The sequence below is a fragment of the Halomonas sp. A11-A genome (genome assembly GCF_003182195.1).
GTDB classification, from domain to species: Bacteria; Pseudomonadota; Gammaproteobacteria; order Pseudomonadales; family Halomonadaceae; genus Halomonas; species Halomonas alkalicola.
Window position 1 is genome coordinate 15472 of the sequence record NZ_QGTM01000002.1, and the last position, 12910, is coordinate 28381.

Consider the following 12910-nt stretch of genomic DNA (forward strand, 5'->3'; position numbering starts at 1 on the left):
GCCCTTCACTTTTGACTCTGCATGACCCTGCCGATATTCGCCGCCATCAGGCGGTGAGGGTCGGCAGGAGAGTCGCTGAAGATTCTCTTTCATCACCGTATGTCTCGCACTGATTCGATGCTTGCCGGCCGGGATATCCCGCCGGCCTTTTTGGTTGCCTGCATCGAGTAACCAGGCCGGAAGGTCCGGGTAATCAGCCATGAAAAAGACCGCCCGAAGGCGGCCTGAGGAGGTGGGCTTGGCGAGCGGCGTCAGATCACCCGCTTGCGAATCCAGGCGCTGACCTGCTCCACGCCGATCACCACCACCAGGATGGCGAGGATCACGGTGAGGGCCTGATCGTAGCGGAACAAACTCATGGCGGCGGAGAGTTCCACGCCGATGCCACCGGCGCCGACGAGGCCCAGCACCACGGCGACCACGAAGATCAGCGCCCACACCAGGTCCGGCACGGTGCGCAGGGTGGCGACGACATTGCGGGCGATCACCCTGACCACCGGGTGCGGGCTGGTGTTACGGGCGCAGAGCAGCGCCATGGGCAGGCTCAGGATCACCCCGAACACCACGCCGACGATGGCCATCTGGAAGGTCTCCAGCATGGCCATGGCGATCACGTCCCAGCGGCCGAAGTCTGGCGGCAGGGCCTCGCCGAAGAAGGTGCCGAGGTTCATCACTCCGCGCAGCAGACGATCCGAGTGGATGTTGGCGCTGGAGAAGCCGCTGATGAAGAAGGCCGCGAAGGCCAGCAGCAGGATAAAGGCGATGGGGGAGGGGCGTTCAAGCCTGGGCGGGGCGCTGTGTCGGGACGACGCTTGGTTCATCCGGTTCGGTCTCCAGGGTCGGTTGGGTCTGATAGAGCTCGGTCAGGTCCAGATCGCTGACCTGCCGGACGGGGCGGTCGAAGGCCAGCTGGCCGCCGTGCAGGCCGATCAGCCGCTCGCCGTACTCCCGGGCGAGCTCGATCTGGTGCAGCACGCAGAGCACGGTCATTTTCCGCTCGCGCACCACCGACCAGAGCAGTTCCATCACCTCGCGGCCCGCGCGGGGGTCGAGGCTGGCCACCGGCTCGTCGGCCAGCACGATCTCAGCGTCCTGCATCAGCATGCGGGCGATGGCCACGCGCTGCTGCTGGCCCCCGGTGAGGGTGTCGGTGCGGCGCGCCGCCAGGTGGGCGAGGCCGACCCGCTCCAGGGCCTCCATGGCCGCCTGGCGTGACTGCCGGCTGGCGGTCAGGGCATGGCTGGCGAGGATGCCGCGGCGCCCCATCAGGCCGAACAGCACGTTCTGCAGCACCGAGAGGTTGCCGACCATGTTGAACTTCTGGAAGACACAGCCGATGCGCTGGCGCAGGGGCCGTAGCTCGCGACGCGATGCCGAGGTGAGGTCGACGCCGGCCAGGCTGAGGCGCCCCGAGGTGGGGCGCTCCAGGCCGGTCAGGCACTTCATCAGCGTCGACTTGCCGCAGCCGTTATGGCCGAGGATGACCACGCCTTCGCCGGGGCTGACGTCGAACGACAGCCCGTCGAGGGCGCGGGTCCCGTCCGGATAGACCTTGGTGAGGTTGTCGATGCTTAGCTGCATGGATGCTCCATCAGTCGGAGAGGCCCAGCAGGGCGTAGGATTCGCGCACCATGTCGTAGGCGCTGTCGTCCACCAGCACCATCTCGGCGCCCAGGTACTTGTCGCGCTCGCCCGGAGCGAGGATCGCCTGCAGCAGGCCGTCCGGATCGTTCATGAAGGCCTCCTGCATCTCGCTGATGCACTCGGCGGAGATGTGCGGGCCGGCCACCATGGGGTCACCCGGCATGTCCTGACCGCGCTCGATGATGCGGTAGTTCTCCTCGCCGTGCTGGGCAGCGAAGGGGGCAAAGTCGCGCACGCCGGTGCCGACGGCATCCACCTCGCCGGAGGCCAGGGCCTGCATGCGGGCGCCGTCCAGCAGCGAGATGCGCAGGTCGCGGTCGATGTCCAGGCCGGCCTGGCTCAGCATGTAGCTGGGCATGATGTGCCCGGTGGTGGAGCCGTGGTCCTTCATGGCCACGTGCTTGCCCTTGAGGTCCTCGAGGCTCTCGATGCCGCTGTCGGTGGGCGCGATGAACACCGAGTAGTACTCGGGGCGCACGATGGCGGTGATCGGCCTGGTGCCCTCGGCCCGTTCGGCCATCAGCACGTACTCGGAGGGGCCGGCCAGCACGATATCGACCTGTTCGAAGCGCAGTGCGTTGATGGCGGTGGTGCGGTTGCCCACCGGGAAGAACTCCACCGTCACGCCGAGCCGGGACTCGACCTCGCCGACGAAGCCCTCGTGTGGTCCTGAGCCGGCCGCAGGTGGTATTTTCAGCCCAGGTAGTTCAGATGCCCCGAGCGGAGAGAGTCGATGGCAGAACAGCGCGCGCCGCATCTGGTGGTGTTCACCGGAGCGGGGATCAGTGCCGAGAGCGGTATCCAGACCTTCCGCGCCGAGGATGGCCTCTGGGCGGATCATCCGGTGGAGGAGGTGGCAACGCCCGGTGCCTGGCGGCGGGACCCGGCCCGGGTGCTGGCGTTCTACAATGCGCGCCGCGAGCAGGTGCGCCAGGCGCGCCCCAATGCCGCTCACAAGGCGCTGGCGGCGCTGGAGAAGCAGGGCTTCCGGGTCAGCATCATCACCCAGAATATCGACGACCTGCATGAGCGGGCCGGCTCCCGCCACGTGCTGCACCTGCACGGCGAGCTTCTCAAGGCGCGCTCCACGGTGGACCGCCGCATGCACTATCCGCTGCCCCGGGGCGGCATCGAACTGGGCGACATCTGCGACAAGGGCAGCCAGCTGCGGCCCGACGTGGTCTGGTTCGGCGAGGAGGTGCCCCACTTCGGTGAGGCCTGCGAGCTGGTCAGCGAGGCGGACCTGCTGCTGGTGGTGGGCACCTCGCTTGCCGTGATGCCGGCGGCCTCGCTGCTGCAGTACGCGCCCTACGACGCCCCCTGCGTGCTGGTGGACCCCGAGGCCGAGGCGCTGGCGCCGCCCGGGGTGACCCGGCTCAGCCAGCCCGCCGGGAAGGGAGTGCCGGCGCTGGTGCGCCACTGGAAGCGAGAGGGGCGGCTCTGGGTGCCGGAGACGCTGCTGGCCTCCTGAAGGGCGCCGGCGGAGGTGCTAGAATGCGGCGCCTCTTTCCATGCGGTAGCCGCCATGCAGCACGACAGCCCTGACACCTGTGCCGAGCGTCCTCTGGACGGGGCGCTTTCCCATGACCCCGGAACCGGGCTTTCCCATGACCCCGGAACCGGGCTTTCCCATGACCCCGCCACCGGTCATCCGCGGCCGCCGCGGCGCGAGTTCAAGGCCCGGGGCAGCTTCGTTGCGCGCTGCCCGGGCTGCCACCTGCCCGAGCTCAACTGCCTCTGTCCCTATGCGGTGAGGGCCGAGAGCGAGGCGCGGGTGTGGCTGCTGACCCACCCCATGGAGCACCACAAGCCCACCAACACCGGGCGGCTGATCCGCGACGTGCTGCCGGACACCGAGGTCTTCACCTGGTATCGCACCGCGCCGGACGCGCGGCTGCTGGCGCTGCTGGAGGACCCCCGCTACGCCCCCTTCGTGATCTTCCCCGACGACCAGCCGGACTACGCCGAGCGGGTGGTGGGCATCGATGCCGTGGCCGAGGCCAAGGCCGCCGGGCGTACGCCGGTCTACGTGCTGCTGGACGGCACCTGGCGCCAGGCGCGGCGCATCTTCCGCAAGAGCCCCTACCTCGACCGGCTGCCGGTGCTGCCGCTGCACAGCGAGCGGCTGACCCGCTACCGGCTGCGCAAGCCGGCCTCCGCGGCCCATCTGTGTACCGCCGAGGTGGCCGCCGAACTGCTGCTCCAGGGGGGCGACGACTCGGCCGCCCAGGCCCTGGACGACTACTTCGACGCCTTCAACGAGAGCTACGCCGCCAGCCGGCGCTTCGAGAAGATCGAAGCGCCGACGGCGGCGATGCGGCGGCTGCTGGAGCGAAAGGGATAGCGCTATAACGCAAAGCTAGGGGCGCTGGGGACAAGCCGTAGAGGAGGTCCTACGCCATGGATGGCGTCGGTAGCGTACATGGAGGTATTCACAGCGCCTCCTCGCAGGCTTGTCGCCAGGTCAGCCCCGGGCCTTAGGGGCTCCTGGCGTGATCAAGGCGAGCTGCCGAACAGGGCGCCGGCGATACGGAAGCCCGCGACCCAGGTGCCGGCGGCGGAGCCCAGGGTGGCCAGCATGAAGACCAGCAGGGTGCGCGAGACGCGGTTGCGCCACCAGCCCTTCAGCTCGGTGACGTCGTGGCGCAATGTCGAGAAGTCGCGCACCTTGGGCTTGCGCAGGTAGAGCTCGACCCCGGCGGCCACGAAGCCGGCTCCGATGGTGGGGTTGAGCGAGGTGAGCGGGGCGGCGAAGAAGGTGGCCGCCACGGTCAGCGGATGCGCCAGGGCCACCAGGGTGGCCGCCGCCGAGAGCACGCCGTTGATCAGGAACCACTCGCCGACGAGCTGCCAGCCCAGCTCGGTATTGCGCGAGAAGCCGATGGCGAAGCCGGTCAGCACCAGGACGGTGACCAGCCAGGGTAGCGCTCGCCACAGCTTCGAAGGCGGCGGGGTCTCCTCCAGCGCCTCGCGCTCCGCCGTGGGCGCCTCGGGCAGCGGCGTCTCGAACTCCTCGGCCATGCCCTTCAGGTGGCCGGCACCGATCACCACCAGCACATTCCGGTAGCGCCCCGGCGGGGCCTCTTCCGCCAGGCGCAGCACCATGTAGCGGTCGCGCTCGCTGATCAGCGGCGTGTAGAGGGTCTCGGACTCGGCGGCGAACTCGCTGAAGGTGGACTCCAGGACATCGCCCTCCTTGAGTCGCTCGATCTCCTCGGCGGAGACGTCCTGGCGCGACAGCACGCTGCCCAGCAGCCCCGAGAACAGCGAGAAGCGCTGCCACCAGGGGACGTTGTGGTAGATGCGCTTGAGAGTGACGCCCACGTCGCGGTCGATCAGCAGCAGCGGCAGTTCGGCCTGGCGGCTCTCTTCCAGGGCGGCGCGCATCTCGGCACCGGGTTCGATGCCCGACTGTTCGGCCACGCGCTGCTGGAAGGCGCCCAGCGCCAGGCTCGCCGCGACCATGCCCGCCTTGCCCTGGCGGAAGATCTCGAACAGGTCCTGGTTGTTCAGGGCGTCGGGGTTGTCGAGGCTGTGGTGGCGAGAGTCGCACAGCTCGATGGCCACGGCGTCGAATTCGCCGGAGCGGATCAGGGCGCGCACGTCATCGGCGCTCTCGGCGGAGACGTGGGCGGTGCCCAGCAGGGTGTAGCGGGTCTCGCCGAGCTGGATGACGCGGCGGGGCCCGCTGGTGGCGAGGTCCGCGCCGGGCTGGATCGCAGTGTCCTGAGGGTCGGTCATGGAGGCTCGATCTGAAAGGGTGAGGCGTCGATTATCCACGATGGACCCGTGCCGGCCAAATCCGCCTCAGCGCCGCCAGAAGGCGGGGGTAAACAGCACCAGCACGGTGAAGATCTCCAGGCGGCCGAGCAGCATGGCGACCACCAGGATCCACTTGGCCAGGGTCGGCAGGTCGCCGTAGTGGCCGGAGGCCTCGCCGAGTGCCGGGCCCAGGTTGTTGAGGGCCGAGGCGACGGTGGACCAGGCGGTGACCTGGTCGACGCCGGTGGCCATCACCCCCACCAGCATCAGGAAGAAGAGCATCACGTAGACCGAGAAGAAGCCCCATACCGCCTGGGCGATGCCGTCCGGCACGCTCACCTTGCCCACCTTCACGGCGATCACCGCGTTGGGGTGGATCAGGCGCATCACCTCGCGCATCCCCTGCTTGAGGATCAGGATGATGCGGATCACCTTCATGCCGCCGCCGGTGGAGCCGGAGCAGCCGCCGACGAAGGCGGCCATGAAGAGCAGGAAGGGCAGCGCCCCCGGCCAGGCCGAGAAGTCGGCTACGCCGAAGCCGGCGGTGGTGGCCACCGAGACCACCTGGAAGATGCCGTGGCGCAGGCCCCGCTCGGTGCCGTAGGTCTCGGTGAGCCACAGGGAGACCACGGTGATCACCGCCAGGCCCAGCAGGAAGAGCAGCAGGAAGCGCGCCTCGGGGTCCTGGAAGTAGTGGGTCACGCTGCGCTGGCGCCAGGCCACGAAGTGCAGACTGAAGCTCACCGCGGAGACGATCAGGAAGAACATGCAGATCATCTCGATCACGGCGCTGTCGAAGTGGCCGATGCTGCCGTCGTAGGTGGAGAAGCCGCCGATGGCCACGGTGGAGAAGCTATGGCCCAGGGCGTCGAACCAGTTCATGCCGGCGGCCATGTAGGCCAGCATGCAGGTGACGGTCAGGGCGGCGTAGATGTACCACAGCGCCTTGGCGGTCTCGGTGATGCGCGGGGTGAGCTTGGAGTCCTTGAGAGGCCCCGGGATCTCGGTGCGGTAGAGGGCCATGCCGCCGACGCCGAGCGTCGGCAGGATCGCCACGGCCAGTACCACGATCCCCATGCCGCCCAGCCACTGCAGCTGCTGGCGGTAGTAGCGGATCGACTCAGGCAGGGTCTCGATGCCGGTGATCACCGTGGCCCCGGTGGTGGTCAGCCCCGAGAAGGACTCGAAGACCGCATCGGTGATGGAGAGCGCCGAGTCGCCGGTGAGCATCAGCGGCAGCGAGCCGAACAGCGCCAGCACGCTCCAGAACAGGGCGGCGATCAGGAAACCATCGCGGGTGCGTAGCTCCTTGCGGGCGCGGCGGTTGGGCAGGTACATCAGCGCGCCGGTGGCCACGGTGATGGCGATGGCCACCGCGAAGGCGTCCCACTGGCCGTCGCCGAACAGCAGCGAGATCAGGATCGGCGGCATCATGGTCAGGCTGAAGAGCATCAGCAGCAGCCCCAGGATGCGCAGGATCATGCGCAGGCTCATCGATGACTCCCCGTCAGAAGAAGGTCAGGCCGACCTGGAACAGCCGCTCCACGTCGCGGATGCGGCGCTTGTCGATCACGAACAGGATCAGGTGGTCGCCGGACTCCACCACCACGTCGTCGTGGGCGATCAGCACCTCCTTGCCGCGCACAATGGCGCCGATGGTGGTGCCCCGGGGCAGCTCGATCTCGCCGATGGCACGGCCCACCACCTTCGAGGACTGGGTATCGCCGTGGGCGATCGCCTCGATGGCCTCCGCCGCGCCGCGGCGCAGGGAGTGGACGTTGACGAAATCGCCGCGTCGCACGTGGGTCAGCAGGCTGCCGATGGTGGCCTGCTGGGGCGAGATGGCGATGTCGATCTCGCCGCCCTGGACCAGGTCCACGTAGGCGGCGTTGTTGATCAGCGTCAGCACCTTCTTGGCGCCCATGCGCTTGGCCAGCATCGACGACATGATGTTGACCTCGTCGTCGTTGGTCAGCGCACAGAAGATGTCGCACTCCTCGATGTTCTCCTCCTCCAGCAGCCGCTTGCTGGTGGCGCTGCCGTGCAGCACCACGGTGCGGTCGAGGCGTTCGGAGAGCACCGTGCAGCGCTCCAGGTTGTGCTCGATGATCTTCACCTGGTGGCTGTGCTCCAGGTGCTCGGCGAGGCGCTCGCCGATGTTGCCGCCGCCAGCGATCACCACCCGGCGGAAGTCGCGGTCGAGGCGGCGCAGTTCGCTCATCACCGCGCGGATGTCGCGGCGGGCGGCGATGAAGAAGACCTCGTCGTCGGCCTCGATCACGGTGTCGCCGCGCGGGATGATCGGCCGGTTGCGGCGGTAGATGGCCGCGACCCGGGTATCCACGCTGGGCATGTGGCGGCGCAGGAAGGCGAGATCCTGACCCACCAGGGGGCCGCCGTAGATCGCCTTGACCGCGACGAGCTGGACCAGGCCGCCGGCGAACTCCAGCACCTGCAGGGCGCCGGGGTGCTCGATCAGCCGGCGGATATGGTCGGTGACCACCTGCTCGGGGCTGATCAGCACGTCGATGGGCACCGCCTCGTGGGCGAAGAGCCCCTTGCGGGTCAGGTAGGCGGTGGCGCGCACCCGGGCGATCTTGGTGGGGGTGCGAAAGAGGGTGTGGGCGACCTGGCAGGCGATCATGTTGACCTCGTCCTGGCTGGTCACCGCGATCAGCATGTCGGCGTCCTCGCAGCCCGCCTGGCGCAGCACCATGGGGTAGGAGCCGGGCCCCACCACGGTGCGGATGTCGAGCTTGGTGTGCAGCTCGCGCAGCTTGTCACCGTCGGTGTCCACCACGGTGATGTCGTTCTCCTCCCGGGCCAGGTGTTCGGCCAGGGTGCCGCCGACCTGGCCGGCGCCGAGGATGATGATCTTCATGGAGTCTGATGTCCGCTGGCAGCGAGCGCGGCGCCTCTTGTGCGCCGCAACAGGATGGCGGCAAGCCTAAACCAGCCGCGGGGAGAAGAACAGCACGCCATCAGTCGAGGGTGAAGCCGACCTTGATGGTGACCTGCCAGTGGGCCACGCGGCCGTTTTCCAGATGGCCGCGGGTATCGATGACCTCGAACCAGCGCATGCCGTGCAGGGTCTCGCCGGCCTTGGCGATGGCGCTCTCGATGGCCTGCTGAATGCCCTCCTCGGAGGAACCGGTCAGCTCGATATGCTTGTAGGTATGGGTGCTCATGATGCCTCCTGCGCGGGTGGTGGTCGGCCGCTCACTGCGGCCGTTTCTTCAGTCTGGCATAGAAGAAGCCGTCGTGGCTGTCGATCTCCGGCAGCAGCTGGCGCCCGGCCCCCGCCGGTCGTCCCCAGGCCACGTCACCGGGGGTAGTGATCTCCGCGTCCGGGGTGCGCGAGAGGAAGGCGGCGATCTGGTCGCTGTTCTCCTCCGGCAGCACCGAACAGGTGGCGTAGAGCAGGGTGCCGCCTTCGCGCAGCAGCGGCCAGAGGTTGTCGAGCAGGCGGGTCTGCAGGGCGGCCAGGGCCGGAATGTCGCTGGGGCGGCGCAGACGCTTGATGTCGGGGTGGCGACGGATCACGCCGCTGCCGGAGCAGGGGGCGTCGAGCAGGATGGCATCGAAGGGCGCGCCGTCCCACCAGTCGCGGGCGGTGGCATCGCCGTGGGCCAGGCGCGCCTCCAGGCCGAGCCGGCCCAGGGCGTCCTCGACCCGAGCCAGGCGTTCGGCGTCGCTGTCCACCGCATGCATCTCGATGTCGAACAGCTCCAGCAGGTGGCTGGTCTTGCCCCCCGGGGCGCAGCAGGCGTCCAGTACCCGGGCGCCGGGACGCGGCGCCAGGGCCGGGCCGAGCAGCACGCTGGTGAGCTGGGCGGCCTCGTCCTGGACGCTGACGAGGCCCTCGGCGAAGCCCGGCAGCAGCTGGACGTCGCAGGGCGTCTCCAGGGTGATGCCGTCCGGGGCGTGCAGGCAGAGCCTCGCCTGGATGCCGGCCGCGGCCAGCCGGTCCAGGTAGGCCTCGCGGTCGCCGTGGCGGCGGTTGACACGCAGCGTCATGGGCCCTGGGGCGTTATTGGCGTCGCAGATGGCGCGCCAGTCATCGGGCCAGGCCTGGCGCAGTGCCTTGAGCAGCCACTTGGGGTGGAGCATCGCCACCGCCGGGTCGCGGTCCACCTCGGCCTGGAGCTCGGCGGCCTCGCGCTGCAGGCGGCGCAGGCAGCCATTGAGCACCCGGGTGGCCCACTCCTTGCCAAGCAGGCGGGCCGCCCCGGCGGTCTCGCCCACCGCGGCGTGGGCCGGGATGCGCAGGTAGAGCTGCTGGTGGATGCCCAGCAGCAGCAGCGCCTGGACGTCGGCATCGCGCACCTTGAAGGACTTGACCAGCAGCTTGGCGGCCAGCGCCTCGAGACGCGGCAGGGTGCGGCAGGCGCCGTAGCAGAGCGCCTTGAACAGGGCGCGATCACGGGCCACCACCTGGTGGTCGTCGAGGCCGCTGAGCGACCCCTTGCCGGTGATCACCGGCACCAGGGCGCGGGCCGCAGCGGCGCGTACCGCCAGGCCGCCGTCGTTCTCCAGTCCGCGCTTGCGCTGGCGCTGTTCGCGGGGCCGCTGCTCGGGGGGCTGGCTCATGCGGAGGCCTCCTCATCGTGGTGGCCCAGGCACAGGCCAGGCGTGAAACGATCGGCCCGGGCGCGCAGCAGCTCACTCACCGGCAGCGCCTTGCCGCCGGGCAGCTGGGCCTGGGTCACTCGCAGCACCTGGTCGCCCGCGGGGCCACAGGCGATGCGCAGCGCCTCGCCGTCGTGGTCGAGCAGGGTGCCCGGCGCGGCGGGCGCCTCGCCTTCGCTGAGCCCGGTCGCCTCGGCTATCAGCAGGCGCAGGCGGTCGCCGTCGAAGGCGCACCAGGCCACCGGCCAGGGGTTGAAGGCGCGGACCCGGGCGGCCAGGGCCGCGGCCGGCTCGCGGAAGTCGAGTTCGGCCTCGGCCTTGGAGAGCTTGGCGGCATAGGTGACGCCGGCTTCGGGCTGGGGCGTGGCCGCAAGGCCCGGGCCTGCCAGGGCGTCCAGCGCCTCGACGATGGCCTCGCCGCCCAGCGCGGCCAGGGTGTCATGCAGCTCGCCGCCGGTGGTGGTGGCGGTGATCGGGGTGCGCCGCACCCGCAGCATGGCACCGGTGTCGAGGCCCTCGTCCATCTGCATGATGGTCACGCCGCTCTCGGCGTCGCCGGCCTCGATGGCGCGCTGGATGGGGGCCGCACCGCGCCAGCGGGGCAGCAGCGAGGCGTGGACGTTGAGGCAGCCCAGCCGCGGGATCTCCAGCACCTCCCCGGGCAGGATCAGCCCGTAGGCCACCACCACCATGAGGTCGGCGTCCAGGGCGGCGAGCTCGGCCTGGGCCTCGGGGGCCCTGAGGGTCTCCGGCTGATGGACCGGCAGCCCATGCTCGAGGGCGAGACGCTTGACCGGGCTTGGCGTCAGCTTGCGGCCGCGGCCCGCGGGGCGGTCCGGCTGGGTGTAGACGGCGATGACGCGATGGCGGCTGTCCAGCAGCGCCTGCAGACTCTCGGCGGCGAAGTCGGGCGTGCCGGCGAAGATGACGCTGAGGGAGTGAGAGTCGTGGGGTCGGGACATGGTTCGTGCCTGGCCGGGGAGTGGATGACCTCAATGATAACGGAGCCGGCTGCAAACGACGAAGGCCGACGCCATGGCGTCGGCCTTCCGGGGGGAGCTCGCGGAGGAATCAGGCGGGCTGCATCAGCTTGTGGCGCTTCTGCATCTTCTTCATCACCCGGTCGCGCTTGAGCGGCGAGAGGTAGTCGACGAACAGCACCCCCTCGAGGTGGTCGTGTTCGTGCTGGATGCAATGGGCCAGCAGACCGTCGGCCTCGAGCTCGTAGGGCTTGCCGTCGCGGTCCAGTGCCTTGAGGTGCACCTTGAGCGCGCGGGGCACCTCGGCGTAGTACTCGGGAATCGACAGACAGCCCTCGCTCATGAGGTCCCGTTCATCGCCGATCGGGGTGACCTCGGGATTGATCAGCACCAGCGGCTTGTCCTGGGCGTCGCTGACATCCATCACGATCACCCGGCGGTGGACGTTCACCTGGGTCGCAGCCAGCCCGATGCCGCGGGCGTCGTACATGGTCTCGAGCATGTCGTCGACCAGTTGACGGACCTCGTCGTCGACCGTCTCCACCGGCGCCGCCCTGGTGCGCAGCCGCTCGTCGGGGAATTCGAGGATCGGTAATTTGGCCATGGCGTTGGTTTCACCGTTATGCTGTCATTTACAGAATGACACTATTCTAGAGGGGTGCGTTCGGTGGAGAAACCGCCGAATGCGCATCACGTCGATAACCTAAGACTATAGCATGCCGGCCGGGTTCGATGAGAGCGCGTCAGGGCCAGGCAAACGACGCGGGGAGAGCAGGGATGAAACAGACGAAAGAGGGCAAGGTGCGGCGCCGCTGGCCAGGCAGGGCGGCGCTGGTGCTCGGCGTGGCGCTGGCGCTGGGGGGGCTGGCCGGCAAGGCTCTGGCCCAGGGGCTCTCCTGGGACGATGGCCTGCGCGGCGATGCCCCGGACCGCTACACGGTGGTGCGTGGCGATACCCTGTGGGACATCTCCGGGCGCTTTCTCCAGCACCCCTGGCAGTGGCCCGAGGTGTGGCAGGTCAACCCGCAGATCCGCAACCCCCACCTGATCTACCCGGGCGACGTCATCTACCTCTATGACTGCAACGGGCGTCCCTGCCTGGGGCTGGAGCGCGGCCAGGGCCAGGTGCGGCTCTCTCCGGAGATGCGCACCATCCCCCACCGCGAGGCGATCGAGCCGATTCCGCTGGAGGCGATCCGCCACTTCCTGCGCGACCACCGCATCGTCGACGACCCCGACGCCCTCGACGAGCTGGCCTACGTGATCGGCGGCGACGATCGGCGCCTGATGAGCGGCGTAGGAGATCGCCTCTATGCCCGCGGGGAGGTGGAGGGCAGCGGTCGGGTCGGCTTCTACCGTGTCGGCGAGCGCTTCATGGACCCCGCCAGTGGCGAGCTGCTCGGCCTGGAGCTGGAGAGCGTCGGCCAGGCTCGCCGCGAGCGCCAGGAGGAGGAGATCGTGGTGCTGGAGGTGACATCCTCGCGCCAGGAGGTGCGCAACAACGATATCGTGATGCCCCTGGAGGTCCGCGACCTGGTCACCGAGTTCACCCCCCGCGCCCCGGAGCGCGAGGTGGAGGGCACCATCCTCGCGGTGCCGGGGGGCGTGCAGTTCATCGGCCGCCTGCAGGTGGTGGCGCTGGACCGCGGGCGTCGCGACGGCCTCGAGCCCGGCCACGTGCTGATGGTCGAGCAGCGCGGCGAGCTGGTCAGCGACCCGCGCACCGGCGAGTCGCTGCGCCTGCCCGGTGAGGACGCCGGCCTGGTGATGGTGTTCCAGCCCTACGAAAAGATGAGCTATGGCCTGGTGATGAAGGCCAGCCGCTCGCTCTCGGTGGGGGATCGCGTGCACAGCCCCGAGCGCGCCCTGGGCGCCACCCTGCGCTGAGGCAGCCG

The 12910-nt window shown here is 69.4% G+C and carries 13 protein-coding genes; 3 read left to right on the forward strand and 10 right to left on the reverse strand.

All coding sequences use genetic code 11. The features are described 5' to 3' along the window. Window positions 1-251 precede the first annotated feature (251 nt). From DER72_RS02170 to DER72_RS02180, 3 genes are read right to left on the reverse strand one after another with little or no spacing between them, the layout of a single operon-like run. Window positions 252-821 carry an ABC transporter permease gene (locus DER72_RS02170; protein ID WP_110068376.1) on the reverse strand — a complete coding sequence of 190 codons (570 nt, stop codon included), beginning with the start codon at window positions 819-821 and terminating at the stop codon, window positions 252-254. After that, window positions 778-1581: a phosphonate ABC transporter ATP-binding protein gene (gene phnC / locus DER72_RS02175; RefSeq protein ID WP_110068377.1), complete on the reverse strand. Its 804-nt coding sequence runs from the start codon at window positions 1579-1581 to the stop codon at window positions 778-780. The genes DER72_RS02170 and phnC overlap by 44 nt, the downstream gene beginning before the upstream one ends. Window positions 1582-1591: 10 nt before the next feature. Beyond that, a complete protein-coding gene (locus DER72_RS02180; RefSeq protein WP_146209029.1) occupies window positions 1592-2485 on the reverse strand; it encodes a phosphate/phosphite/phosphonate ABC transporter substrate-binding protein in 894 nt (297 codons plus the stop codon). Between DER72_RS02180 and DER72_RS02185 the strand changes: the two genes are divergently transcribed. After that, the gene (locus tag DER72_RS02185) at window positions 2378-3115 is read left to right on the forward strand and encodes an NAD-dependent deacylase (protein ID WP_110068575.1); all 738 of its coding nucleotides are present in this window, start codon (window positions 2378-2380) and stop codon (window positions 3113-3115) included. The genes DER72_RS02180 and DER72_RS02185 overlap by 108 nt on opposite strands. 54 nt (window positions 3116-3169) lie before the next feature. Further along, window positions 3170-3988 carry a tRNA-uridine aminocarboxypropyltransferase gene (locus DER72_RS02190; protein ID WP_110068379.1) on the forward strand — a complete coding sequence of 273 codons (819 nt, stop codon included), beginning with the start codon at window positions 3170-3172 and terminating at the stop codon, window positions 3986-3988. Window positions 3989-4140: 152 nt separating this feature from the next. On the opposite strand, the gene DER72_RS02195 is transcribed toward DER72_RS02190, so the two are convergent. From DER72_RS02195 to def, 7 genes are all read right to left on the reverse strand, one after another. Then, window positions 4141-5385, reverse strand: coding sequence for a TraB/GumN family protein (locus tag DER72_RS02195; protein WP_110068380.1), 1245 nt, complete (start codon window positions 5383-5385; stop codon window positions 4141-4143). A gap of 66 nt (window positions 5386-5451) precedes the next feature. Further along, complete coding sequence (locus DER72_RS02200; RefSeq protein WP_110068381.1) at window positions 5452-6900, reverse strand: TrkH family potassium uptake protein; 1449 nt, start codon at window positions 6898-6900, stop codon at window positions 5452-5454. Window positions 6901-6913: 13 nt separating this feature from the next. Then, on the reverse strand, window positions 6914-8287 hold the full coding sequence (trkA, locus tag DER72_RS02205) for a Trk system potassium transporter TrkA (protein ID WP_110068382.1): 1374 nt from the start codon (window positions 8285-8287) through the stop codon (window positions 6914-6916). Window positions 8288-8387: 100 nt separating this feature from the next. Next, entirely contained in the window at window positions 8388-8594 is a 207-nt protein-coding gene (locus DER72_RS02210) for a dodecin (RefSeq protein WP_110068383.1), read from the reverse strand. Between the two features lie 31 nt (window positions 8595-8625). Beyond that, entirely contained in the window at window positions 8626-9996 is a 1371-nt protein-coding gene (gene rsmB, locus DER72_RS02215; protein WP_110068384.1) for a 16S rRNA (cytosine(967)-C(5))-methyltransferase RsmB, read from the reverse strand. Further along, the gene (fmt, locus tag DER72_RS02220) at window positions 9993-10997 is read right to left on the reverse strand and encodes a methionyl-tRNA formyltransferase (RefSeq protein ID WP_110068385.1); all 1005 of its coding nucleotides are present in this window, start codon (window positions 10995-10997) and stop codon (window positions 9993-9995) included. Before fmt ends, rsmB begins: the two co-directional genes overlap by 4 nt. Window positions 10998-11106: 109 nt before the next feature. Beyond that, window positions 11107-11619 (reverse strand): peptide deformylase, encoded by a 513-nt coding sequence (def, locus tag DER72_RS02225; RefSeq protein WP_110068386.1) that lies wholly within the window; start codon window positions 11617-11619, stop codon window positions 11107-11109. A 173-nt stretch (window positions 11620-11792) separates the two neighbouring features. Here def and DER72_RS02230 point away from each other — a divergent pair, with 173 nt between their 5' ends. Then, the gene (locus tag DER72_RS02230) at window positions 11793-12902 is read left to right on the forward strand and encodes a LysM peptidoglycan-binding domain-containing protein (RefSeq protein WP_110068387.1); all 1110 of its coding nucleotides are present in this window, start codon (window positions 11793-11795) and stop codon (window positions 12900-12902) included. The last annotated feature ends 8 nt before the right edge of the window (window positions 12903-12910 follow it).

What these genes read in the sequence shown, in the direction of transcription:
- DER72_RS02170 (WP_110068376.1), bottom strand. Translation starts at nt 821, where the DNA reads ATGAACCAAGCGTCGTCCCGACACAGCGCCCCGCCCAGGCTTGAACGC.
- phnC (WP_110068377.1), bottom strand. Translation starts at nt 1,581, where the DNA reads ATGCAGCTAAGCATCGACAACCTCACCAAGGTCTATCCGGACGGGACC.
- DER72_RS02185 (WP_110068575.1), top strand. Translation starts at nt 2,378, where the DNA reads ATGGCAGAACAGCGCGCGCCGCATCTGGTGGTGTTCACCGGAGCGGGG.
- DER72_RS02200 (WP_110068381.1), bottom strand. Translation starts at nt 6,900, where the DNA reads ATGAGCCTGCGCATGATCCTGCGCATCCTGGGGCTGCTGCTGATGCTC.
- DER72_RS02195 (WP_110068380.1), bottom strand. Translation starts at nt 5,385, where the DNA reads ATGACCGACCCTCAGGACACTGCGATCCAGCCCGGCGCGGACCTCGCC.
- rsmB (WP_110068384.1), bottom strand. Translation starts at nt 9,996, where the DNA reads ATGAGCCAGCCCCCCGAGCAGCGGCCCCGCGAACAGCGCCAGCGCAAG.
- def (WP_110068386.1), bottom strand. Translation starts at nt 11,619, where the DNA reads ATGGCCAAATTACCGATCCTCGAATTCCCCGACGAGCGGCTGCGCACC.
- DER72_RS02190 (WP_110068379.1), top strand. Translation starts at nt 3,170, where the DNA reads ATGCAGCACGACAGCCCTGACACCTGTGCCGAGCGTCCTCTGGACGGG.
- DER72_RS02180 (WP_146209029.1), bottom strand. Translation starts at nt 2,485, where the DNA reads ATGATCCGCCCAGAGGCCATCCTCGGCGCGGAAGGTCTGGATACCGCT.
- DER72_RS02230 (WP_110068387.1), top strand. Translation starts at nt 11,793, where the DNA reads ATGAAACAGACGAAAGAGGGCAAGGTGCGGCGCCGCTGGCCAGGCAGG.
- fmt (WP_110068385.1), bottom strand. Translation starts at nt 10,997, where the DNA reads ATGTCCCGACCCCACGACTCTCACTCCCTCAGCGTCATCTTCGCCGGC.
- trkA (WP_110068382.1), bottom strand. Translation starts at nt 8,287, where the DNA reads ATGAAGATCATCATCCTCGGCGCCGGCCAGGTCGGCGGCACCCTGGCC.
- DER72_RS02210 (WP_110068383.1), bottom strand. Translation starts at nt 8,594, where the DNA reads ATGAGCACCCATACCTACAAGCATATCGAGCTGACCGGTTCCTCCGAG.